Source organism: Thalassospira sp. B30-1 (assembly GCF_015767575.1).
Classification (GTDB): domain Bacteria; phylum Pseudomonadota; class Alphaproteobacteria; order Rhodospirillales; family Thalassospiraceae; genus Thalassospira; species Thalassospira xiamenensis.
In genome coordinates this window covers 2,333,677-2,358,038 of record NZ_CP065232.1, presented here as the reverse complement: position 1 = coordinate 2,358,038, position 24,362 = coordinate 2,333,677, and the positions used below count along the sequence as shown (strand labels likewise).

General features: G+C 53.9%; 20 protein-coding genes. 13 read left to right on the top strand and 7 right to left on the bottom strand.

Annotated elements, in window-relative coordinates; all coding sequences use genetic code 11:
- Window positions 1–26 precede the first annotated feature (26 nt).
- The 3 genes from betA (at window position 27) to IT971_RS11435 (ending at window position 4,917) form a co-directional block, all read left to right on the top strand.
- Complete coding sequence (betA, locus tag IT971_RS11445; RefSeq protein ID WP_063091892.1) at window positions 27–1,712, top strand: choline dehydrogenase; 1,686 nt, start codon at window positions 27–29, stop codon at window positions 1,710–1,712.
- Window positions 1,713–1,836: 124 nt separating this feature from the next.
- Window positions 1,837–3,426 carry an L-serine ammonia-lyase, iron-sulfur-dependent, subunit alpha gene (locus IT971_RS11440; protein ID WP_063092020.1) on the top strand — a complete coding sequence of 530 codons (1,590 nt, stop codon included), beginning with the start codon at window positions 1,837–1,839 and terminating at the stop codon, window positions 3,424–3,426.
- A gap of 177 nt (window positions 3,427–3,603) precedes the next feature.
- Window positions 3,604–4,917, top strand: coding sequence for an FAD-binding oxidoreductase (locus tag IT971_RS11435; protein WP_063091893.1), 1,314 nt, complete (start codon window positions 3,604–3,606; stop codon window positions 4,915–4,917).
- Window positions 4,918–4,921: 4 nt separating this feature from the next.
- Here IT971_RS11435 and IT971_RS11430 read toward each other — a convergent pair whose 3' ends face one another.
- The 4 genes from IT971_RS11430 to IT971_RS11415 all read right to left on the bottom strand — a co-directional run bounded on the left by IT971_RS11430 (window position 4,922) and on the right by IT971_RS11415 (window position 9,231).
- A complete protein-coding gene (locus IT971_RS11430; protein ID WP_063091894.1) occupies window positions 4,922–5,593 on the bottom strand; it encodes a cysteine hydrolase family protein in 672 nt (223 codons plus the stop codon).
- A 236-nt stretch (window positions 5,594–5,829) separates the two neighbouring features.
- Window positions 5,830–6,312, bottom strand: coding sequence for a group III truncated hemoglobin (locus IT971_RS11425; RefSeq protein WP_037991379.1), 483 nt, complete (start codon window positions 6,310–6,312; stop codon window positions 5,830–5,832).
- Between the two features lie 83 nt (window positions 6,313–6,395).
- Window positions 6,396–7,745 (bottom strand): FAD-binding oxidoreductase, encoded by a 1,350-nt coding sequence (locus IT971_RS11420; protein WP_063091895.1) that lies wholly within the window; start codon window positions 7,743–7,745, stop codon window positions 6,396–6,398.
- A gap of 115 nt (window positions 7,746–7,860) precedes the next feature.
- Window positions 7,861–9,231, bottom strand: a complete 1,371-nt coding sequence (locus IT971_RS11415; protein WP_063091896.1) for an aspartate aminotransferase family protein — start codon at window positions 9,229–9,231, stop codon at window positions 7,861–7,863.
- Window positions 9,232–9,532: 301 nt separating this feature from the next.
- On the opposite strand from IT971_RS11415, the gene IT971_RS11410 reads away from it, so the two are divergent.
- The 7 genes from IT971_RS11410 to pgi all read left to right on the top strand — a co-directional run bounded on the left by IT971_RS11410 (window position 9,533) and on the right by pgi (window position 17,702).
- Entirely contained in the window at window positions 9,533–10,915 is a 1,383-nt protein-coding gene (locus IT971_RS11410; protein ID WP_007089373.1) for a glutamine synthetase family protein, read from the top strand.
- Between the two features lie 54 nt (window positions 10,916–10,969).
- Window positions 10,970–11,518: a cupin domain-containing protein gene (locus tag IT971_RS11405; protein WP_037991371.1), complete on the top strand. Its 549-nt coding sequence runs from the start codon at window positions 10,970–10,972 to the stop codon at window positions 11,516–11,518.
- A 69-nt stretch (window positions 11,519–11,587) separates the two neighbouring features.
- Complete coding sequence (locus tag IT971_RS11400; protein ID WP_037991369.1) at window positions 11,588–13,093, top strand: aldehyde dehydrogenase; 1,506 nt, start codon at window positions 11,588–11,590, stop codon at window positions 13,091–13,093.
- Between the two features lie 27 nt (window positions 13,094–13,120).
- Complete coding sequence (gene speB / locus IT971_RS11395) at window positions 13,121–14,092, top strand: agmatinase (RefSeq protein ID WP_007089376.1); 972 nt, start codon at window positions 13,121–13,123, stop codon at window positions 14,090–14,092.
- 112 nt (window positions 14,093–14,204) lie between these two features.
- A complete protein-coding gene (locus IT971_RS11390) occupies window positions 14,205–14,789 on the top strand; it encodes a tyrosine phosphatase family protein (RefSeq protein WP_063091897.1) in 585 nt (194 codons plus the stop codon).
- 152 nt (window positions 14,790–14,941) lie between these two features.
- Window positions 14,942–15,913 carry a PfkB family carbohydrate kinase gene (locus tag IT971_RS11385; protein ID WP_063091898.1) on the top strand — a complete coding sequence of 324 codons (972 nt, stop codon included), beginning with the start codon at window positions 14,942–14,944 and terminating at the stop codon, window positions 15,911–15,913.
- Between the two features lie 142 nt (window positions 15,914–16,055).
- Window positions 16,056–17,702, top strand: a complete 1,647-nt coding sequence (gene pgi, locus IT971_RS11380; protein WP_063091899.1) for a glucose-6-phosphate isomerase — start codon at window positions 16,056–16,058, stop codon at window positions 17,700–17,702.
- Window positions 17,703–17,726: 24 nt separating this feature from the next.
- On the opposite strand, the gene IT971_RS11375 is transcribed toward pgi, so the two are convergent.
- Window positions 17,727–17,924, bottom strand: coding sequence for a DUF2256 domain-containing protein (locus IT971_RS11375; protein ID WP_074624813.1), 198 nt, complete (start codon window positions 17,922–17,924; stop codon window positions 17,727–17,729).
- A gap of 6 nt (window positions 17,925–17,930) precedes the next feature.
- The gene (locus tag IT971_RS11370; RefSeq protein ID WP_063091900.1) at window positions 17,931–18,956 is read right to left on the bottom strand and encodes an NAD(P)/FAD-dependent oxidoreductase; all 1,026 of its coding nucleotides are present in this window, start codon (window positions 18,954–18,956) and stop codon (window positions 17,931–17,933) included.
- Window positions 18,957–19,128: 172 nt separating this feature from the next.
- On the opposite strand from IT971_RS11370, the gene IT971_RS11365 reads away from it, so the two are divergent.
- The 3 genes from IT971_RS11365 (at window position 19,129) to IT971_RS11355 (ending at window position 23,153) form a co-directional block, all read left to right on the top strand.
- Window positions 19,129–20,727 (top strand): choice-of-anchor I family protein, encoded by a 1,599-nt coding sequence (locus tag IT971_RS11365; protein WP_223305114.1) that lies wholly within the window; start codon window positions 19,129–19,131, stop codon window positions 20,725–20,727.
- 147 nt (window positions 20,728–20,874) lie between these two features.
- Entirely contained in the window at window positions 20,875–21,633 is a 759-nt protein-coding gene (locus tag IT971_RS11360; protein WP_223305113.1) for a response regulator, read from the top strand.
- An 11-nt stretch (window positions 21,634–21,644) separates the two neighbouring features.
- Window positions 21,645–23,153 (top strand): ATP-binding protein, encoded by a 1,509-nt coding sequence (locus IT971_RS11355; RefSeq protein WP_063091901.1) that lies wholly within the window; start codon window positions 21,645–21,647, stop codon window positions 23,151–23,153.
- Between the two features lie 95 nt (window positions 23,154–23,248).
- Here the strand turns inward: IT971_RS11355 and IT971_RS11350 are convergent, their stop codons facing one another.
- Window positions 23,249–24,361, bottom strand: coding sequence for an ABC transporter ATP-binding protein (locus IT971_RS11350; RefSeq protein WP_063091902.1), 1,113 nt, complete (start codon window positions 24,359–24,361; stop codon window positions 23,249–23,251).
- Window position 24,362 lies beyond the last annotated feature (1 nt).

Sequence of the window (24,362 nt, the reverse complement as noted above, 5' to 3'; positions counted from 1 at the left end):
CAACCTGTTGAAGATAAGGAAAAAGCATGAATACGCCGACTACCACGGAAAAATACGATTACGTTATTGTCGGTTCCGGTTCTGCCGGTGCCGTTCTGGCCAGTCGCCTGACCGAGGACCCGGAAGTCAGGGTTCTGGTGGTTGAAGCCGGACCGGTTGATCATTGGTGGGATTGGCGCATCCATATGCCAACCGCACTTTCCTATCCGATGCAGTCGGAAACCTATAACTGGGCCTATTGGACGACGCCGCAGGCGAACCTTAACAATCGCCGTATGGAAACACCGCGCGGGCGTGTTTTCGGTGGTTCCAGTTCGATCAACGGCATGGCCTATGTTCGTGGTCATGCGCTTGATTACAATCGCTGGGCGGAACAGGATGCGGCGCTGAAAGAATGGGATTATGCGCGGTGCCTGCCGTATTTCCGCAAGGCCGATACGCGCAATGAAGACACCAATGGTGACGAATATCATGGCGGAGATGGCCCGCTGCATGTCACCACGGGGGCTTGCAAAAACCCGTTGCACAAGGCGTGGATCAAGGCCGGGCAGGAAGCGGGTTATGAATTTACTCCCGACCAGAATGGCTATCGCCAGGAAGGTCTGGGGACGATGGATATGACGGTTTACAAGGGCCGCCGCTGGTCAACCGCGCGGGCCTATTTGCATCCGGCAATGAAACGTCCGAATTTGACAGTTCATGGCAAGGCACTGGCGCAGCGCGTTGTTTTTGATGGAAAACGCGCCATCGGACTTGATTTCACCCACCGTGGTGAACTCAAACGCGCGACGGTCGAGCGCGAGGTGATTGTTTCGGCAGGATCAATCAATTCACCGAAGCTTTTGATGTTGTCGGGTGTTGGTCCGGCCGCACATCTGCGCGAACACGGGATTGATGTGGTGGCAGATATTCCCGGTGTTGGGGAGAACCTTCAGGACCATCTGGAACTTTACGTTCAGATGGAATGCACCCAGCCGATCAGTCTGAACAGCAAGCTTGATCCGTGGAACAAATTCAAGATCGGCTTGGAATGGTATCTTTTCAAAACCGGGCTTGGTGCGACCAACCATTTTGAAGCCGGTGGGTTTATCCGGTCAAAAGCGGGTGTTCAGCATCCTGACCTTCAATATCACTTTATACCGGCTGCGATTAACTATAACGGATCCAAAGCCGCCGAAAAGGATGGCTTCCAGGCGCATGTTGGTCCAATGCGGTCCAAATCGCGCGGCACGGTCCGGTTGGCATCAAACGATCCGGCAAAGCGCCCGATTGTTGATCCGAACTATATGAGCCATCCGGAAGACTGGGAAGAAATGCGCGCATCCGTGCGTCTGACCCGCGAGATTTTCGCACAGGATGCCTTCAAGGACCTGCGCGGTATTGAAATTTCGCCGGGCAGGGGCATCCAGACCGATGATGAAATCAATGCATGGGTCGCCGATCACGCCGAAAGTGCCTATCACCCGTCCTGTTCGTGCAAGATGGGCAGCGACGATATGGCAGTGGTGGATGAAAAAACGCGCGTGCATGGTATCGAAGGTCTACGCGTGGTGGACAGTTCGATCATGCCGACCATTGCATCGGGCAATTTGAATGCTCCGACCATCATGATCGGGGAAAAGGCCGCAGATATCATTCGCGGACGCGATCCGTTGCCACCATCAAATGCGCCATATTTCGTCCATCCTGAATGGGAAACCAAACAGCGCTGATACTGCTTATCCCCGGTCTTTGATCTTTCAGGACCGGGGATTTTTCGTTTCGGTCATTGCTTTCGTCCATCTTGCGCGCGATCATCTGGGAAAATCACATGCAATTTTCCCGGATTGCCCCGCCATGCAAGAAATCAGTCTGCTTAATTCCGTGATCGGCCCCGTGATGCGCGGCCCATCAAGTTCCCATTGCGCAGCACCTTATATGATGGCGAAGGTCGCGCGCGAATTATCGTGCAGCAATGGGGAGGTTTTGAAAAAGGCGATTGTCCGTTTCGATCCGCGCGGGTCGTTTGCGCCCGTGTATCAGGCACAAAGTTCGGATGAAAATTTTGCCGCCGGTTTTGCCGGGGCGGCGCTGACGGATACAGATTACCGTGACATTTTACCGCGTGTGACGCGGGGCGAGGGATTTCTCTTCGCTGTCGAAATCGTCGAACTTGAAAACAACAACCATCCCAACCGGGTTGACCTTGAACTGACCGTAACCGAGCGGAATGGCGCGGATCGTGCCGATCTGTATGCCGGTGCATCGGTTGGTGGCGGGATGTATTACATCGATGCGATGAATGGCGAACCGGTCTTTCTGACTGGCAAAACCGCAAGCGTGTTTGTCTGGGGCCCTGATATCGGTGCGCGGTCGGATGATATTGCCGCCGGGCTTGCTTTGAATGGCAACAGGTTGCTCGGAATATCGGTCGACCCGGATCATGACCGCTGCGAAATTGCCTTGCAGGCCTTGCCTGATACAAAGCTGATAGCCTCTTTGCGTGATCAGGACGATATCAAAGACGTTCGTTTCGCCGCGGCCTCGCAATATCCGGTGTGTGCGACTGACGATCTGTTTTCGACCAGCGATGCGGTGATTGCCGTGGCCGAACAGCAGGGCGGATCGCTTGCCGAGGCGGGACTTGTTCTGGAATCCAGGCGTCTTGGACTGTCACGTGATGCAACGCGCGAACTTTTCCGTGAACGGTGTGAACTGATGTTGCGCGTGGTGGCCGAAGGATTTGATGCCAAACCCGAAGACAATGTGATGCGGTTTTTAACCCTTCGGGCGCGCAAGGTTCGCGACGCCAATTTGCCCGCAGGGCTGGGCGGGGCGGTTTTGCAGGATGCGATTGCAGGTGCCCTTTCGGCGATGGAACGGGATTCCAATCGCGGGCTGGTCTGTGCCGCACCGACGGCCGGCAGCGCGGGGGTTGTTCCCGGCACGCTTTATGGCCTTATCCGGCATGGCATTGATCTGGATGGGGCGACCGATGCGTTGCAGGTGATGGCGCTGGTGGGTGCCGTGTTTGCCGCGCGCGGAACCTTTGCCGCCGAATGCGGGGGCTGTTCGGTGGAAACCGGTGCGTCGGCGGCAATGGCGGCCGCGGGTGTGGCGCAGGCATTTGGCGGAACACCTGTACAATGTTTTGATGCTGCCAGCATGTGTTTGATGAATACCCTGGGCCTTGTATGTGATCCGGTTGGCGGGGATGTTGAAATCCCGTGCCATGCGCGCAATGTCGCCGGGGTATCACACGCCTTTTCATCGGCAATGGCGGTTATGGCCGGGTTTGATGCGGTGTTGGGATATGACGAACTGGTCGATCAGACGGTTAAAATTGGCGCAATGATGCATCCGGATTTGCGTTGCACGGCACGTGGTGGATGTGCGGCCACCAAGACAGCCCTTAGGATGGTTGAAGCGGTAACGCAGGTGCGCTGAATTACCCTTATAAACCGGTTTTTGCGCAATCCTTTGTTCCGGTTGTTGCCTGTTTTGACATAATCGGTGAAAAGCATGTGCGAAGGCTGGTTCTAGCCAGTTTTCCCTTGATGGTCCGATCAATTCCGGCACCATGAGAGGATTATAAATCTCAAGACAACCAATCCGAGGCATCGCGTGTTTACCCCAAGCTTCCTAACCGCAAATGACAAGTCCGGTGCATATCCGTCGTCCTATTACGCCGCGACGGCCAACAAGACCGAACCCTTTGTCGAACTGGATGGGGATCAGGTTTGCGATGTTGTTGTTGTCGGCGGCGGGTTTACCGGACTGTCCTCGGCACTTCATCTGGCGGAACGCGGGTATAGTGTGGTGTTGCTCGAAGCGCATCGGGTCGGTTGGGGGGCATCAGGACGCAATGGCGGGCAGGTCGGATCGGGACAGCGCCGTGAACAGGACGATCTTGAAAAGATGGTCGGTCGCGACGATGCCAGAAAGCTATGGGATATTGCCGAGCAATCCAAGGATATCGTCAAAAGCCTGATTACCAGGCATGACATCAAGTGTGACTGGAAACCGGGCATTCTGCATGCCGATCATCGCGAACGATTTGTTGCAGGCACGCATGAATATACCGAAAAACTCCGGACCGAATATGGCTACCACGCCATTCGTGCCGTTGGCCGGGATGAAATCCGCAACATGCTGGGGTCGGATTTTTATCATGGCGGGTCGCTTGATATGGAGGCGGGGCATCTTCATCCGCTGAACTTCGCGCTTGGACTTGCGGATGCGGCACGTGCCGCCGGGGCGCGGATTTTTGAAAACGCGACGGTTACCGGCTATGAAAATGTTGAAAAGGTCGTTGTCACAACGGCGGGCGGGCATCGTATTACTGCCGACATGATGGTGCTGGGCTGCAACGGGTATCTTGACGGGCTGGAAGACCGGGTTGCCAGACGGGTGATGCCGATCAACAATTTCGTTATTGCGACCGAGCCATTGGGCGATGATCTGGCGCGCGAACTGATCCGCGATGATGTGGCGGTGGCGGATTCAAAATTCGTGATCAATTATTATCGCCTGTCGGCTGATAAACGCATGTTGTTTGGCGGTGGCGAGACATACAGCTATCACTTCCCCAAGGATATAAAATCCTTTGTTGCGCCGTATATGCTGGAAGTCTATCCGCAGCTTAAGGATGTGAAAATCGATTATGGCTGGGGCGGGACGCTTGCGATTACGATGAACCGCATGCCGTTTTTCCGCAAGGTAGAGGGCCGCGTCTATACCGCGACGGGCTATTCCGGGCATGGGGTTGCCATGGCGACACTGGCCGGGCAGATCATGGCCGATGCGATATCGGGCACGATGGAGCGGTTTGATGTGATGTCAAACATCAAAATTCCAAGCTTCCCGGGCGGGAAGGCGTTGCGCTATCCGTTTTTGGTTCTTGCCATGACCTGGTATTCAATCCGCGACAGACTGTAAAGTTTCAGAATGCCTTGGCGGGGGCTTGTGTGCTGGTGCCTTTGGCACCACTCGCCGCGAGGCGGGCCTTAGTTTTTTGCCAAATTCCTGGGTTGACCGCCAAAATGCCAGCATCGGTGAATGAAACATCATATCCGCGGTCGATTGCGGCCTGCATTGTTGCTTGGACGCAGTAATTTCCATCCAGACCGACGATTTGCAGCTTGCCGACTTTCTGGCGTTCAAGAACGCGTTCAAGTTCAGGCGCGCTGAAGGCATCGGCGCGGGCTTTGGTAATGTCATGATCGATATCGCCGTTCAGGCGGGCATCAAGATCAAGGCCCGGTGATTTCTGGCAGCCGCGCCCCTTATTGAACAGACTAACCAGAAGATTGATGTACCAGCCTTTGAATATCTGACGGACAGAGATCACCGATTGACCGGTTTTGTTGGCAATTTCAACAAGTTCATTGATCGCGGAAATCGTTTTTTCGACCGCGGCAGGTTCATAGGCGTTTTTGCCGGTGGCCAGCGTAAAGTCTTCTTGCAGATCAATGATTAGAAGCGCGCTGTTTGGGCGTTGAGAAAGATCGATTTTCTTACCCTTTGTCGGGCTGAGATGACGTTTGTGACCATAAATCGTATAGGTAATCAGGGCTAGAATGATGACTGCGCTGACGCCAATCCAAGACCACATATCGTCTTTCTCCGCTCTCGTCCGTCGTACTCTGCAATCGGTCTGGCACATAGCAATCTTGCAGGGCTGCCAATATAAGCCCTTTGATTTGCCAGTTCAGTGCGCGCGAAGATTGCCCCCGTCTAGTAATAACACGTAAAAATATTTTGTTCAGAGCAGGACAATGTTGTCAACATGTCGGTCTTAAGAAAGCTGACAAAAAGTTTTGCAGTGTGCTGATTACTATGAGTTCTGGCCTATTTCGGGGACCATGCCGAAACCGGATCGTAACGTTCGCCTTTACCCAGAATGACGCCGTTATGCGCAGCAATCCCGATTTCGAAACTGGATGCAATCCGAAGGGCGCGTTCCATGAAGTGACGCGCGGCAGCTGTTTCGCAATGCTCTGCCAGTGTTTCGGCAAATAATTCAAGCCAGCGATCAAAATGGGTGCGGTCGATCCTGAGTGTCAGGTGCTTTTGCATCGGGCGACCGTCATAGGCGCCACTGGCAAGTGCGACAGATGCCCAAAACATGCACATCCTTTCCAGATGGTGATCCCAATCCGTGATCTTCTCGGCAAATACCGGGCCCAGCATCGCGTCGTCGCGTACCTTGGCATAAAAGCCATGCACGATATCTTTGATCATTTGGTGATCAATACCGGTTTCCTCGCGGATTTTGCGGGTCGCGATTTCACGCCGTTCTTTGATTTCGGCAAGGGTCGGTTGATCTGACATGCTCGTCTCGTGCTCGATAAGGATTAATCCGGGCAATAGCGCAAAGGCCATATCCGCGACATGACATAGGTCAGTTTTACTGATTACGCAAACTCGTCACGCAGACCATAATAGCGATAGGCAAGACTGCGGCCGATCCGGCGAAACTTTGATAACGGGAAACGATCCGGCGGTGTCCCCATGATGGCACCGACGTCATCCGGGCCCTTGGTGCCCAGAATTTGCTGACCCAGCATTTTCCCGGCCAGACTTCCAAGTGCGACGCCGTTGCCATGCCATGCAAGTCCCGTCCAGACGTCCCGATGCCCCGGAACCCGACCAAGATAGGGGCGGAACGACTGCGAAAGGCAGGCAAGACCGTTCCAGTGATGGGTGATTTCGACATCCTGCCATGCGGGGAACATCCGGCGGAAATGCGCCAACAGATGCTGTTTTGCATCATCAAATGCGGCGGGGATTGCCGTGATGCCGCCGCGGCCGCCAAACATGAACCGATTATCAGGGAGTTTACGGAAATAGTGCAGCAAGATGCGGGTATCAAACGCCATCAGGTCGCTGGTCCAGCCTTGCACTGCAAGCTCATGATCTGACATCGGTCGGGTGACAAGAATACCCGAAAAGACCGGCATCAATCGCCCGCCGATCCAGTCTGGCAGGTTTTCGGCACTGTATCCATTCGTTGCGATGACGACCTTGTTCGCCGAAATTCGCACATTTTTGCAGGTCAGGATGTAACCGTCCCCGGTGTCTTGGAGGTCTTCAATGGTCGCCTGTTCAAATATCCGAACACCTTTGGTCACACAGGCACGATGCAGTCCGGCCAGATATTTCAACGGATGCAGGCCAAACCCTTTTTTGACGTGCAATCCTGCATGGGTTTCCTGCGCGCAAAGACCGCGTTCGCGAAGCTCGTCCTTGGTCAGGAATTCGCTTTCGATACCGGTAAAATGATTATTTTCCTCGGCCTCTTTGCGCAATTCCGCCACCCGATTGGCTTTGTGCGCCAGTATGACTTCCCCGTCCGAATGACGATCAGCATCAATATTCCACTCTTCAAGCCGCGATGCGACAAGGTCAATCGCACTGTGTTGAAGTTTGGCAAAATGGCGTGTTTGGTCATCACCAAACTTCTTTGAAAGCTGGGCATAGCTTTTGCCGCTTCCGCCCATGCAGCAAAATCCACCATTGCGCCCTGATGCGCCCCATCCGGAACGCCCGGCATCGAATACCGCAACATCAATGCCGCTTTCTGCCAGTTCCAGTGCAGCTGACAGGCCGCAATAACCACCACCAATGATCGCGACATCGGCCGTGATGGTGCCCTCATCGGGCATTTGATCACATTCGGGCAGATTTCCAGCACTGGCAACCCAATAGCTGTCGGGCAGGGTGGCGGTTTGATAGGCGGGGGATTGATAAAGGCGTTTGAGCATGGCGGACTCTTTTGAGATGGGGCATTTCAGCAGTGTTTCGAGGCAAAATCACAAACACCCGGCGAATGATATATCCCGCCGGGTGTTTGTGTAATGTCTTGATTTAAATCGGAACCTACATTTTGCCGATTTTCCTGGCTGTTGCATCAAACGCGGCACGTGCGCGTTTGACCAGCTCATCGACTTCGCCGTGCGTGATGCAAAGCGGAGGTGATGCCACCATGCGATCACCGCAGGCTCGCATGATAACGCCATTTTCAACACAGGCATCCCGGCAGATCGTGCCAACCGTGCCCGGTTTATCGAACGGTTTGCGGGTCGCCTTGTTATCGACCAGCGGAATACCGGCAATCAGGCCGACGGTTTCAACCGCCCCGACCAGCGGATGATCGGCAAGGGTTTTAAGTTTTTCGGCAAAGTACGGACCGATATCATCGCGGACACGTTCAACAAGCTTTTCATCGCGAATGATCCTGATGTTTTCCAAGGCTACGGCGGCGGCTGCCGGGTGGCCGGAATAGGTGAAGCCGTGGGTAAATTCGCCGCATTCGTTGATCAGGACGTCAGCAACCCGTTCACCGACCATAACGGCCGAAATCGGAAGGTAACCCGACGACATGCCCTTTGCCATTGGCATCAGGTCCGGCTTGATATCGAACGTGTCGGAGCCAAACCAGTTGCCGGTACGGCCAAATCCGCAAATGACTTCATCTGCAATCAGAAGAATGTCGTATTTTTTGCAGATGCGTTGAATTTCCGGCCAGTAGGTTGATGGCGGAATGATCACGCCACCGGCACCCTGGATCGGTTCGCCGATGAAGGCGCCGACGCGGTCGGCACCAAGTTCTTCGATTTTTTCTTCAAGCTTGCGTGCGGCAATCAGGCCGAATTCTTCGGGGTTATGATCGCCGCCTTCGCCGTACCAGTACGGTTGATCGATATGCACAACATCAGGCAGCATCGGCCCGCCCTGTGAATGCATCCCGGCCATCCCGCCAAGCGATGCCCCGGCAATGGTCGAGCCGTGATAGGCGTTCTTGCGGCTGATGATGTAGGTGCGTTCCGGCTGGCCTTTAAGCTTCCAGTACTGGCGCACCATGCGCACGACCGTGTCGTTCGCTTCCGACCCGGAGTTGGCATAAAATACGTGGTTCAAACCATCGGGCGTGATTTCTGCAAGAACTTTGGAAAGCTCGATCGCAGGCGTGTTCGCGCACTGGAAGAAGTTGTTGTAGTAGGGCAATTCCAGCATCTGGTTATAGGCGGCTTCGGCAAGTTCCTTGCGGCCATAACCGACATTGACGCACCACAGGCCAGCCATGCCGTCCAGATACTGTTTACCATGCGAATCTTCGATGAAGACGCCTTTGGCGCGTGTAATCACGCGTGTGCCACGATTGTTAAGGTCGGCCGTATCGGTAAACGGATGAATGTGGTGCTGCTGATCGATATCCTGCCAATAGGCGGTTTTGTCGAAATTATTCATAACGTCTCCTGACAGCGATGGTCGCCTGCTTTGTGCGATATGTTGAACATCTGAGACAAGTGTTCGTTTTTTTGAACACCTTTGCAAGGGGAAATTTTATGAAACAATTTTGTCGTCTTGGCGCCAAATTTGATATGCACTGGTTGTTTCAAACCATTATTAATATCCAATGCAATGATGTCGTGCGTTTATTTTGCAGTGCATTATTTGCACGATATATCGAACGAGGGGCTTGACCGCAATCATTGGGCGGGGCACGATGAAAAGTGAAATAAACAGGCTTTTCTGGGAGTATTAGACGATGAACAAGTCGTTCGTCGAAGACAGTAGGGCGGAAGCTCAACGATTCTTTGAAGCAAATCCGGATATAGAACTTGTCGAATTACTCATTCCTGATGTGAACGGGGTGTTCCGGGGCAAGCGAATCAGCAAGCAGAAGTTTCTTAAAAGCTTCCATGAAGGCATCAACATGCCGGGTTCTGTGTGTCTGGTGGATATCACCGGCGACAACCCGGAAGGTACCGGCATGCTTTGGTCCAGTGGTGATCAGGACAATATCGCCAAGCCAATCCCGGGAACCCTGCATGCGGTTCCCTATGGTGAGCTACCGTTGGCACAGGTCATGATGAGCCTGTATAACTTGGACGGTACAAAATTCTTTGCCGATCCGCGCAACGTTTTGCAGGCGGTTGTGGATCGTCTGGCAGCGGATGGTTTCTATCCGACCGTGGCGCTGGAACTTGAATTCTATCTTGCCGATCAGAACGAACAAACTGCCGCACCCTTGCCACCCGCACCGCTTGGCGGCGGGATCGCGTCGGATGGTGTGCAGGTCTATGGCCTCCAGCAGATCGAGGATTTCGAAAAAGTCCTTCATGACGCGGTTGCCGAACTGAACCGTCAGGGCATTCCGGCCGATACAATCGTTGCCGAAGCTGGCCCCGGCCAGTTCGAGATCAATCTGGGTCATGTCAATGATCCGATGCAGGCGGCAGACCACGCGATGCAGCTTAAGCGCGTTGTCAAAGGTATTGCCTGGGATCATGGTGTAACCGCGACATTCATGGCAAAACCCTATTCCGATCAGGCGGGTAACGGATTGCACGTTCATGTGTCGCTGCGTGACGAGGAAGGAAACAACGCCCTGTCGCCCAAGGGCGACGAGGATGTTTCGGACCTCCTGTTGAACGCTATTGGCGGCTTGCAGGCGTCGATGTTTGAAAGCATGGCGATTTTTGCGCCAAATCCGAATTCCTACCGCCGGTTCCAGAACAAGGCCTATGCGCCGATGTCTCCAAACTGGGGGCTTAACAACCGTACGGTTGCCCTGCGTATCCCAGCCGGTAGCCCGCAAGCCGCGCGTATCGAACATCGTGTGTCGGGCGCGGATGCCAACCCGTATCTGGTTCTGGCCTGCGTTCTTGCAGGGATGCATTACGGCATCAAGAACAAGCTTGATCCAGGTGATCCGATTGTTGGTAACGGCTATGAACAGCATGGCGGCAAGATCGTCCCGCGCAGCATGATTTCTGCACTTGATCGTTTTGTCGAGGGTGACATCGTCAAGGAATATCTGGGGGAACGGTTTGTCGAGGTGTTCGATATCTGCCGACGTTCCGAATATGACGAATTCTTCTCGGAGGTCACGCCGCTTGAATACCGCTGGTATCTTGACGCGGTATAACGCCACTTTTGCAAAATGGTCGCCGATAAGAGCGACCGACAGGGAAGAGACCGGATGTCACAAAAGGTTGGGGATCGCCTGAAAGCAGTACGTACCATGTACGGGCTATCCCAGCGTGAACTGGCGCGCCGCGCCGGTGTCACCAACAGCACGATATCGACGATTGAACAGAACCGGGTCAGCCCGTCGGTCGACAGTCTGGCCAAGGTTCTGGCAGGCATCCCTATGAGCCTGATCAACTTCTTTACGATTGATCTGGAAAACGGCGAGGAGATTTTCTTTCGCAAGGAAGAACTCGTCGAGCTTTCCGATGGCACCATGTCGATGCGTCTTGTCGGCGCAACACGCAAGGACCGCAATCTGCGCGTCCTTCATGAAATTTATCCGCCCGGCGGCGATACCGGCGACAATCTGATCGTCCAGAAGGGTGAGGAGGCCGGTGTTGTCGTCCGTGGCAAGCTTGAGGTCACGGTGGGCGAACGGGTTCAGGTTCTTGGACCAGGTGACGCCTATTACTTCAATGCGGAAATCCCGCACCGGTTTCGTAACGCGGGCGACATTGAATGCGAAGTCGTCAGTGCCGCGACACCACCGTCATACTGATTGCACAATCATCATGTTTGAATATCGCGCGGAACAAACAGCACGCGCGATCCGTCAGGAGGATTTCCGATGACAAACCAGTTGAATTTCGAACAGCTTAGAGCACAGGCCGCCAGCCTGACGATCCGCAACAAGGCCTTTATCAATGGCGTTTATGTCGATGCGGCATCGGGTAAAACGTTTGATTGCATCAGCCCGCGCGACGGCAAGATTTTGACCCAAGTCGCCGAATGCGATGTTGAAGACGTCAATCGCGCGGTGCAGTCCGCGCGTGCGGTCTTTGAAAAAGGCAGTTGGTCGGAAGCATCACCGGGCAAGCGCAAGGCCGTCATGATGAAATTTGCCGATCTGATGGAAAAGCATGCAGCCGAACTGGCGCTACTTGAAAGTCTTGATATGGGCAAACCGATCAGCCTTGCGGCGGGTGATGACATTCCGTTGTCCTATAAATGCATTCGCTGGTACGCAGAGGCGATTGACAAGATTTATGACGAGATTTCACCGGGCGAAGCACGCGCAATCGGTATGATCACGCGTGAACCGCTGGGCGTGGTGGCGGCAGTCGTGCCATGGAACTTCCCGCTGATGATGGCGGTCTGGAAACTGGGCCCGGCACTGGCGATGGGGAACTCGATCATTCTCAAACCTGCTGAACAGTCGCCATTAACCGCGATCCGTGTTGCGGAGCTGGCGGTCGAAGCCGGTCTTCCGGCTGGGGTTCTGAACGTTCTGCCCGGCTTTGGCCCGACAGCGGGCAAGGCGCTTGGTCTGCATCCTGATGTCGATTGCGTGACTTTTACCGGTTCGGGCGAAGTTGGAAAACTGTTCTTGCAATATTCCGGTCAGTCGAACATGAAACGCGTCTGGCTGGAATGTGGTGGAAAAAGCCCGAATATCGTTCTGGCCGATTGTCCGGATATGGACGCGGCGGCCGAAGCGGCAGCAGGCGGAATTTTCTATAATCAGGGCGAGGTTTGCACGGCCGGTTCGCGCCTGATTGTCGAAGAAAGCATCAAGGATGAGTTCATCGAGAAAGTGGTTGCAGCAGGGCGCAAAATGCAGCCGGGTGACCCCCTGGACCCGAACAGTCAGATGGGCGCGATTGTCGATGAAAATCAGATGAACCGCGTTCTGGGCTATATCGAGAAGGGGGCGGCAGAGGGTGCAAAACTTTGCACCGGCGGCAAGCGTGCACGCACCGAGTCCGGTGGCTATTATGTCGAACCAACCGTTTTTGATGCGGTCAAAAACGACATGACAATCGCCAAGGAAGAAATCTTTGGCCCGGTTTTGTCGGTGATTTCGGTCAAGGATTGGAAAGAGGCTGTTCAGACGGCAAATGATACGCCATATGGACTTGCCGCAGCCGTATGGACGCGCGATATCAACAAGGCGCATCTGGCCGCGAAAAAACTGCGTGCCGGTCTTGTCTGGGTCAATTGCTGGGACGGTGGATCCATCACCATGCCGTTTGGCGGTTACAAGCAATCGGGCACCGGTCGTGACCGTTCGCTGCATGCGATGGACAAATATTGTGAAATCAAGTCGACCTGGATTGCACTGGGCGACGCCTGAGGTTCGGAAAGGACAAGGGGACGAATTATGAGCAGTACCGGGGTTATTGATACCAAAGGCGGCGACAACGCTTTTACTGCGAAATCCGTGCATCAGAATACCAGCGAGCCGATGTATTCCGGCGCGCTGTCATTCATGCGCCGCAAATATACCCGTGATCTTACGGGCATTGATGTTGCGGTAACCGGTATTCCCTTTGATCTTGCAACGTCGAGCCGCCCTGGTACGCGCCTTGGCCCGCAGGGGGTGCGCCGTGCGTCGGTCAATCTTGCATGGGCACCACATTTTCCGTCCGGGCGCGATATCTTTGGGGAACTGGCCGTGATCGACTATGGCGATATGGTCATCGATCCCGGTTATCCGCATAAAATCCCGGAAATGATCGAGGATCACGCACGCGATATCGTCAGTTCCGGGGCAAAGATGTTGACGATCGGCGGTGATCATTTCATCAGCTATCCGATCCTGAAGGCCCATGCTGAAAAGTACGGCAAGGGGATTTCGCTTATTCAGTTCGACGCCCATTCCGACACTTGGGAAGACGATGGTGATCGGATCGATCACGGGACCATGTTCTGGCATGCGGCGAAGAACGGCATTGTCGATGCGTCGAAATCCATTCAGGTCGGTATCCGTACGCACAATGAATCGACCCACGGATACAACATCCTTTACGGGCCAGATGTGCAGGCGATGTCGATTGATCAGATCGTGGCCAAAATCAAGGACGTGGTGGGTGATAATCACGCCTATATCACCTTTGATATCGACGGGCTTGACCCGTGCTATGCACCGGGTACCGGCACGCCGGTTCTGGGCGGCCTGACCAGCCATCAGGCGGTTTCGATCCTGCGCGGTCTTGCGGGGGGTATCAATCTGATCGGCTCGGACGTGGTGGAAGTTTCCCCGCCTTATGATGTATCGGACATCACATCGCTTGCCGGTGCGACGATTGCTTGGGAAATGCTGAATATCCATGCGGTGAACCGAAAGCCGTAATAGCAAGATCACAAAGATTTCAAAGCGGGCCGGTATTTTAACAGTACCGGCCCTTTGCTTTTTACGGCTGCTGTGATGTTATTGCGCTTAATCAGTGTATTGGAGGAAAGACATGAAACCGGTTTCTATTTCGCTTTTGACGATTTGTGGCATTGATGAACTGCCAACCCATCAAACCCGGTCGGTTTCGCATGTGCTTTCGGTCCTTGATCCGGAAAGACCGGACCCCGATGCATTCGCGGCTTATGCCCCCCATGAACGTACCATTTTGCGGTTCCACGATATCATTGATGAACTGCCCGGTCAGATGGCTCCGATGGTCGCCCATGTCGAAGAGGTTCTCGCCTTTGGTGAGGGACTCAAAAACACCGTCGATGCCCGTAAGGACGGCCATTTGCTGGTGCATTGCCATATGGGCGTTTCACGTTCGACAGCAGCGATGCTGACGCTAATGGCGCAAACCCAGCCCGATGCAAACGAAGATGAACTTTTTGCAACCCTTCGTGCCATGCGTCCGATTGCCTGGCCAAATTCGCGGATGATTGCCTTTGCTGATAATCTGCTTGGTCGGGACGGTAAGCTGACGGCTGCCCTTAACCGGCATTATCGCTATCAGCTTGAACATGATGATCATTTCGAGGAATGGATGACATCACTTGGTCGTGCGCGTGAAGTGGCATTTGGAAGAGCTGCCTGAAGTTGCAGTATAATGCCCGGAAATCAGCCACTTTGTTCGCGAAGTGGCTTTTCCTTTGCCTGATGAATTGAATCGATTTAAAAACGTCGCGTCCCACAGCAAATGATAATGCCCGCAACCCGATTGCCGGGCGATATAAACGGAGAAACGCTATGAGCGCAAAAGCAGTTTGCCTTGGGGAATTGCTGATCGATTTTGTTCCGACCGTAACTGGCACCGGCCTTGCCGATGCGCCGGCATTTGCCAAGGCCGCAGGCGGTGCGCCGGGCAATGTGGCTGTGGGATTGCAGCGGCTTGGAATTGAAACGGGTTTTATCGGCAAGCTTGGCGATGATGCATTCGGTCATTTTCTGGTCGATACGCTCAAAGCCGACAATGTCGATACATCGGGCATTGTCCTGACCAAGGAAGCCCTGACGGGCCTTGCGTTTGTTTCATTGCGGGCCGATGGCGAACGTGAATTTTCTTTCTATCGCAGCCCGTCGGCCGACATGCTGTTGTCGCCGTCCGATCTGGATCAGGACATGCTGAGGGGATGCGCGCTGTTTCACTATGGCACGCTTTGCATGATCGACGATGATCCGCGCGCGGCGACGCTTGCTGCCATCGACATTGCACGTGAAAACGGCGCGATCATTTCATGTGATCCGAACCTGCGCCTGCCGCTTTGGCCCAGTGCGGATGCCGCCCGTGATATGCTGCGTCTTGCGATTACCAAGGCGGATATTGTGAAAATTTCTGACGACGAAGTCGCCTTTATCACCGGCAAGGATGATCTTGAAGCAGGCGTTCGTGAATTGTGGTGCGATCACTGGAAACTGATGATCGTGACGTCGGGCCCGAAAGGCAGCCGGTTCTTTACACCTGATTTCGAAGGTTCGGCCGATCCGTTCAAGGTCACGGCTGTCGACGCGACCGGAGCAGGGGACGGTTTTACTGCCGGCTTCCTGTCGCGTTTGTTGAAAGATCCGCAATTGCTGGAATCTGCGGAAAAGGTCGAGGCAGCATGCCGTTTTGCCAATGCGGTCGGGGCAATAACGGCCACCAAACGCGGTGCGATTGCTGCCCTCCCGACCGAAGCGCAGGTTTCGGAGTTTCTTTCTGCAAACGGATTAACCGGTTAATATCCGTGGTGATGGCAATCCTGTTCCCGCCGGATTGCCATCAAAATGTCCCACAAACTGTCCCACAAATGGTCGCATCGGCGTGTTAGTGTTTTGACATGACGTCGATATTGTTTGCTATCTGTTTGAAGCCGAGGGTGGAATGTCCACAGAAAATCTGACGATCTGTTGGGAAAAGCTTGATCGACTGGGCGCGGAAGTTTCCAAGAACCTTAATTTACGCAAAGCCTTTGCCGATGATCCGGCGCGGTTTGCGCGTTTCCAGGTCACGCAGGACGATCTGTTTATCGATTATTCGAAAAATCTGATCACCGATGATGTGATGGCCGCATTACGTGAATTGGCGGAAACTGCCAATGTTGAAAACTGGCGCGAACGGATGTTTGCCGGTGATCGGATCAATATCACCGAAAATCGCGCTGTTCTTCATACGGCACTTCGCAATCTGGATGGCAATCCGGTAATGGTCGATGGCAAGGACGTTATGCCCGATGTCAAGGACGTCTTGGTACGCATGAAACGCTTTGCCGCGCGTGTGCATACCGGCGACTGGAAAGGCCATACCGGCAAGGCGATCACCGATGTCGTTAATATCGGGATTGGCGGTTCCGACCTTGGCCCGGTCATGGTGAACGAGGCACTCCGTCCGTATCATATCGACGGTATTCGCTGCCATTTCGTTTCCAACGTCGATGGCGCGCATATCGTTGATACGCTCAAAGACCTTGATGCGGAAACGACGCTTTTCATCATTGCATCCAAGACCTTCACAACCGACGAAACCCTGACCAATGCCTATTCGGCGCGCGACTGGCTTGTTGGTTTGCTGAAAGACGAGGGCGCGGTTGCCAAGCATTTTGTCGCGGTATCGACTGCCTTGGACAAGGTTGCTGAATTCGGTATTGATACAAACAATGCGTTCGGTTTCTGGGACTGGGTCGGTGGGCGGTACAGCCTTTGGTCGGCTATCGGCTTGCCGATCATTCTGGCGGTTGGTTACGAGAAATTCGAAGAATTGCTGCGCGGTGCGCAGGCGATGGATAATCATTTTCGTTCAGCCCCGCTTGACCGGAATATTCCAGTGACGCTGGCATTGATCGGCGTCTGGTATCGCAATGTTCTGGGAGCCTCCAGTCAGGCAATCCTGCCTTATGACCAGCATCTTTCACGCCTGCCAGCCTATTTGCAGCAGGCCGATATGGAAAGTAATGGCAAGTCGGTTACCCGCGATGGCAAGCCGATCTATTACGAAACCGGCCCGATCATCTGGGGTGAACCGGGTACCAATGGCCAGCATGCCTTTTATCAGCTGATCCATCAGGGCACGGAACTGATCCCGGTTGATTTCATCGTTGCGGCGAATGCCCTGAATCCATTGGCAAACCATCATGACAAGTTGGTGGCGAATTGCTTTGCACAGGCCGAAGCCCTGATGCGCGGCAAGACCGAGGCCGAAGTACGTGACGAACTTGCCGGTGGCAATCTGACCCCGGCCGAGATTGATGTGCTGGCACCGCAAAAGATCTTTGCCGGGAACAAACCCAGCACAATGATCCTTTACAAGCAGCTTGATCCCTTTACGCTGGGACGTCTGGTTGCAATGTATGAACATAAAATCTTTGTTCAGGGGATTATCTGGAACGTCAATTCCTATGACCAGTGGGGTGTTGAGCTTGGCAAACAGCTTGCCAAGGAATTGCTGCCAATGGTTCAGGGGAATGAAACTGCCGATAGCCGTGACGCTTCAACCGCCGGTCTGATCCATCAGTTGCATGCCCTTCGGGGTTAATTTTGATCCGACAAATCTGTGGATTTATGGGGCGGTGTCAGCCTGACTGGCACCGCCCCTGATATTTGCTCGATGATCCCGACAACGGGCAGAGCAATATTTGACATCGTCCCAGCAATTACGCCATTTGCGCCTCCAGGCAAACGGTCGATTACAGGTCAGGCAGGTTTTGTGTGGCAGGTCTGATTTTGTCGGCCTTTGACCATTGGCATTTCGGCGCATCCCAAATTACCCGATCAGTGTCTCGATCATGGCATGGGCCGCGCATTTTCCGCTGCGCCATGCGGCTTCCACCCTTGCACCAAGACACCAATCGCCCGCGGCAATGACGCGCCCGTTCATGCCGCTAAGATGACTTTTTCCAAGCGATTTGATCGTGCGGGCATATCGCCAGCGATGCGTGTTTACGGACACCACATCGGGAAGTTTTGCACCGCTAGCTTTATGCAGTTTTTCAAGCAGAAGGAATGCGATGCGTTCCTTGTCTTCTTCCAGGTGATCACGTGACCATTCCGGACTTGCGTGCAGAACCCAAAGATCAGGTGAAGGTCGATGGATCAGATCACGGTGATCGCCATTGCGTGCCGCCCAGCTGATCGCAGGATCGGGATGGATCATGGCATCAAATGCCGTGGGCAACGGTTTGGCAAATGCAATCATTGCTGCCCAGCACGGTGCCATTTCCACATCCGCAATGGGATCAAATCTTGGGGCAAGTGGTTGCAGAAGCTCTGCGGTTTGCGGGGCAGGGGCGGTAACAATCACACCGTCAAATGGCCCGAATTCACCATCCAGATCGTCATGCAGGATAAAGCTGCGTGGTCCGGCGGTTTCGATACAGGTAATACGGTGTTCTTTGCGGATTTCAAACGGATCAAGCAGCGGGGTGATCAGTTTGTTCATTTGCGGTGACCCCTGATACCAGATATCTGCGGCCGTATTTGTACGTTTCAAAGCCGATGCCGGTGCCCCTGCGGTTGCGTTTTCACCACGAAGGAGATGTGGTTGCCATTTCCGAACGGATTTTTGATGTTCGGCCTGTTGCAGGAATGATTGAAATTCCGGATGCAGCGCCGTGACATATTGGGCGCCATGATTGAAATTGCCCAATTCGGTACGACGTGTTGCAAGTCGCCCTCCGGCACCACGGCTTTTTTCAAAAACCGTTACGCAAAAGCCGACTGCATGAAGTGTGGCCGCCGCCCGAAGGCCGGCCATTCCCGCACCGATCACGGCAATATTCATTGGGGCCATTTTGTTGTTCCTGTTCGAACCTTGTGAACCTTTTCCTCCTTACGTCAGAAGTCGTTGTTTGGAGCATCAACACCCCGAAGATATTTATGAAACTGTCATCGTCAGGTCATTAAACCGTTACGCATTGTCCGCAGTTTGTCTGCCACGGTTCATCCAGTTTTCAGGGGGAAATATGCGTTATTCTTTGATGGCCACGGTGGCATTTTCGGTTATGCTCGGTGCCTGCGGCACCACGACAACGTCAAAAAACATGGTAATGGCCGTTGATACGGCGTCGCCTGCCGCCAAGCCGCTTTCAATCGTGCCGATGGGCGACTATCGCACCGGCATGTTTGACGAAGGGGCCGCGGAAATTCCGGCTTTTGACCCGGTGACCAAACGCATATTCGTGGTCAATGGTGGCGACAAGTCGATTGATATTCTTGATATGTCGGACCCTGAAACACTTGCAAAAATCGGTTCGGTCAAGCTTTCGACATGGGGTAAGGCGGCAAACAGCGTTGCCGTTCATGGCAATATTGTCGCAGCGGCTGTCGAGAATGACGACAAACAGGCACCGGGCAAGGCCGTGTTCTTTAACACGGATGGTGATTTCATTGCGGCTGTAACTGTCGGTGCATTGCCCGACATGATCAAATTTACTCCGGATGGCAAGCACGTTCTGGTCGCGAACGAAGGCGAGCCGAACGATGCATTTGACAACGACCCGGAAGGCAGTGTTTCGATTATCCCGGTATCGGGAAATCTCACCGATCTGTCAGATGCCGATGTTCGCACGGTAAACTTTGGCTTCCTGAATGATGTGGACCTGCCTTATGGCATGCGGACATCAAACCCGGGAACGTCGACTGTGGCACAGGATGTCGAGCCGGAATATATCGCCGTCTCGAAAGACAGCAAAACGGCTTATGTTTCACTTCAGGAAAACAATGCGGTGGCGATCATTGATATTGAAACCGCAAACGTTGTCCGGGTTGCCGGTCTTGGTTTCAAGGACCATTCGGTCAACGCATTTGATGCCAGCGACAAGGACGGCAAAATCAACATCCGTACATGGCCTGTGATGGGCATGTATATGCCAGACACGATCGATGCTATCGAAATCGGCGGCAAAACCTGGGTCCTGACGGCAAACGAAGGCGACTCACGCGACTATGACGGCTACAGCGAAGAAACCCGCGTCGGAAAACTGACCCTTGATCCGGTCGCCTTCCCGAATGCCGCAACCCTGCAAAAAGATGAAAACCTCGGTCGCTTGAAAACGACCACTGCGCAGGGCGATACGGATGGTGATGGCGATTTCGATGTGATCTACAGCTATGGGGCACGTTCGTTTTCGGTCCTGAATGCGAATGGCGACATGGTCTTTGACAGTGGCGACAAGTTCGAACAGTTCATGGCGGCCAATTACGAGAGAGTTTTCAACGCATCGAACACTGAAAACTATAGCCGCGATAACCGTTCGGATGACAAGGGTCCGGAACCCGAAGGTCTGGCAACCGGCTACGTTAATGGCACACCTTATGCCTTTATCGGTCTGGAACGTCAGGGCGGATTTATGGTCTATGATCTGACCAATCCGACTAATCCGCAATTTGTCACCTATCATTCAGATCGTCGTTTTTCCGGCAATCCGGAAGCAGACACCGCAGGTGAACTTGCCCCGGAAGGTATGCTGTTTGTCGAAGCAAAGGATAGCCCCACCGGCAATGCCATGCTGATCGTGGCAAGCGAAGTATCGGGCAGTACAAAAGTTTATGACCTGAAATAGGTTTTTAAGCTGCTGTATATAAAGAGATTTCACCTGAAAAGCCGGGGATTTTGTCCTCGGCTTTTTCAATTATGTCCGGTGCTTGGTAAAATGGTTCAATCCTGTAACGTTATGCACTAAACTCCGCGCCACGGTCCGGTTCCGGGCTTGTCGACCGAAGGGAGGCGGAGACTGAGTACGCGACGTGAACCCCATATTCTGGTTGTCGATGACGATCAGGAAATCCAGAAGCTCCTGAAAAAATTCCTGCTCCAGCACGGGTTTCGTATCACCACCGTTTCCGACGGGGCGGAGATGCATCGTGCGCTTCGTGACTGGAATATCGATCTGGTGATCCTTGATATCATGTTGCCCGGCGAGGATGGTTTTGCGCTCTGCCGTGATGTGCGCCGCAATTCCAAGGTGCCGATTGTCATGCTGACTGCGGTGGGCGAGGATACAGATCGTATTCTTGGTCTTGAACTGGGTGCAGATGACTATCTGACCAAGCCGTTCAATCCGCGTGAATTGCTGGCCCGTATTCGTGCCGTTTTCCGCCGTTTTGAAACTGGTACCGTGACACAGGTCCATCACGAAGAAACCAAAACCCAGAAAATCCTGTTTGCCGACTGGACGCTCGATATCGGATCACGTGAATTGCGCGATATTGATGATGTGGCGGTGCATTTGTCGACCGGGGAATTTTCGCTGTTGCTGGCGCTGGTCAAGCATAACAAGCGTGCGCTTTCGCGTGAACAGCTTGTTGATATAGTACGCGGGCAAAGCTCTATCCCGTTTGACCGCAGTATCGATATCCAGATCAGTCGCCTGCGCCGGAAAATTGAAAAAGATGCCAAAAACCCCAAACTGATTAAAACGGTGCGCGGGATCGGCTATCAGTTCTGTGCCGATACGAGGACCGTCTAGGAATTCGATCCATGACAGATCAGATTGGTGCGTTTTCCGAATATATGCGGCGGTTCAAGCCCCGCACGCTGGGCGGACGCATCTTTATGATCATGATGGTCGGCGGTGTCATCATCGCGGGCATCAGTTCAATCGCATCGAAATACATCATCGAACGGAGCGAGCGGATCAGCCGAGCCTATACTCTGGGCTTTACCATTCGCGAATTGATCCTGATTGCCGAAAGTCCGGAGTTACAGGGAAATATCGTTGATATAGCCGCGCGTGATGGGCTTTCTGTTCGTGTTCTGCCATCTGACGATATCGGTACCATTCTTCTGTTTTCGCGCCCGGCACAACATATCGCAATGCCCGCACGTCTGGCCGATACGGGCTGGCCGACATCGGTAAAGGTCCATTTTCGGCGCGGGCGTCTTGGCGCGGAACAGCGCCACCTGATTGAAACCGCCGAAAATCCCAGTCTGTTTTTTGCCGGCCTATCGCGCGAAATAGCGCGTCAGGGACTTGAGGCTCGCGTTGAAATCATGTTGCCATCCGGCATGCGAATGCTGTTGTCTCATCCGGTGCTGTGGTCCGACTATGCATCGCCATCCATGGTTTTTCTGATCTTTCTGGTCGGGGTTGTTGCCGTGTTGGCGGTGTTTGCCGCTTTGGCCGATCTTCTGGCCGGTCCCTTCAAGAATTTGACCGAGGCGATCATTCGCCAGGGGGATGAAGTTGAAGGCCCCCCGGTGGAGGAGCGCGGCCCGACCGAAGCCCGGTCAATGGCCGCAGCATATAATGGATTGCGAGAACGGATTTCACGGATGCTGGGTGACAGAACCCGTATGCTGGCCGCAATTTCACACGATTTGCGCACGCCCAGCACGCGCCTGCGTCTGCGTGCAGAATTTATCGAAAATGAAGAATTGCGTGAAACCGTGTTGCGCGATCTTGACGAAATGGACGGGCTTCTCAACGATGCACTCGATTTCCTTGGTGACTGGATTAGCAAGGAAGAAGAGCGCACAGTTGACTTCACATCGGTTCTCGAAGCGATTTGTGACGATTATGCCGATCTTGGCCGTCCGGTAAGTTTCGAGGGACCGCAGCCGCTTCGTTTCAGTTCGGTTCACACCGTATTTGGCGGCGGGGACGAGGCGCATTCGTTTGGTGACAAGCGCAGCATCCGTCTGACCTGCCGGCCCGGAACATTAAAACGTGCCTTCACCAATCTGATCGAGAATGCGCTGAAATACGGTTACCGTGCCTATGTCAGTCTGGATGCGACGGCCGATACGGTGCTGGTGTCCATTCGGGACGAAGGACCGGGCATCGCCGCGGAACATCAGGAGGATGTCTTTCTGCCGTTCTTCCGTGTCGAAGGATCACGCGCACGCACCACCGGTGGCAGCGGCCTTGGTCTGTCGATTGTGAAAACGGTCATCGATGCCCATGATGGGACGATACGATTACGCAATTTGCCCCGACGCGGGTTGGAAGTCACGATTGCTTTGCCGCGGCGCGTCGACAAAGGTTGAAAGCAAAACGACCCGGGAATTCCGGGCCGTTTTGTTCGAAGGTCGTACCATATACAAGAACGGCGGGCGGCCCCCAGAACCGCCCGCCGATCAGATCAGATCCGAAGTTCCGTTACCGGATCAAACAGACTGATCTGAGACATGTCGGCCGAGAATGTCATCATCTCGCCCGGTTGCGGTGAACGGTCAGGCCGGACACGTGCAACAATTTCCTTCCCGCCGATTTCGACAACGGTCATGGTGTCAGCACCGGTCGGTTCAATAACTTCGACCTTGCAGTCAAAATTGACATACTGGCTGCCCGGTTCATCAGAACCGGTACGCTTGTGCGTCAAGCCTTCCGGACGGATGCCGAAAACGACATCTTTCCCGACATAGCTCTGATAGCTTTCCGGCGCATCTTTCAGCGGCAGAATGATCGGGTCGTTATCGCGTTTGATCGATACGGCCAGATTGCGATTGTCATTGATCAGGGTTGCGTTGATGAAGTTCATCGACGGCGAACCGATAAAGCCAGCAACAAAGATGTTGTTTGGGCGTTCATAGATGTTCTGCGGCGTATCGAACTGCTGCAGGATGCCGTCTTTCATGACAGCAATGCGCGAGGCAAGGGTCATGGCTTCGATCTGGTCGTGGGTGACGTAAACGATGGTGGCACCCAGACGCTGATGCAGTTTCTTGATCTCGGTGCGCATATCGACGCGCAGCTTGGCATCAAGGTTCGACAGCGGTTCGTCAAACAGGAAGATGTCCGGATCGCGAACCAGTGCACGGCCCATCGCAACGCGCTGACGCTGTCCCCCCGAAAGCTGGGATGGTTTGCGATCCAGCAGGGCTTCGATCTGTAGCAGTTTGGCGACATCTGCAACCGCCTTGTCGCGTTCTGCTGCCGAAACACCACGGATTTCAAGGCCGAAGGTGATGTTCTTGCGAACGGTCATATTCGGGTAAAGCGCATAGGACTGGAACACCATGGCGATGTTTCGGTCCTTGGGGTGGACATCGTTGATCACGCGATCACCGATGCGGATTTCCCCGTCGCTGGAACCTTCAAGACCTGCGATCAGGTTAAGAAGGGTCGATTTGCCGCAACCCGACGGGCCGACCAGAACCAGGAACTCGCCGTCTTCAATAGCAATATTGATTTCTTTGAGAACCTCGACAGGACCGAAGGCCTTGCGAACTTTATCAAGGGTGAGTGATGCCATT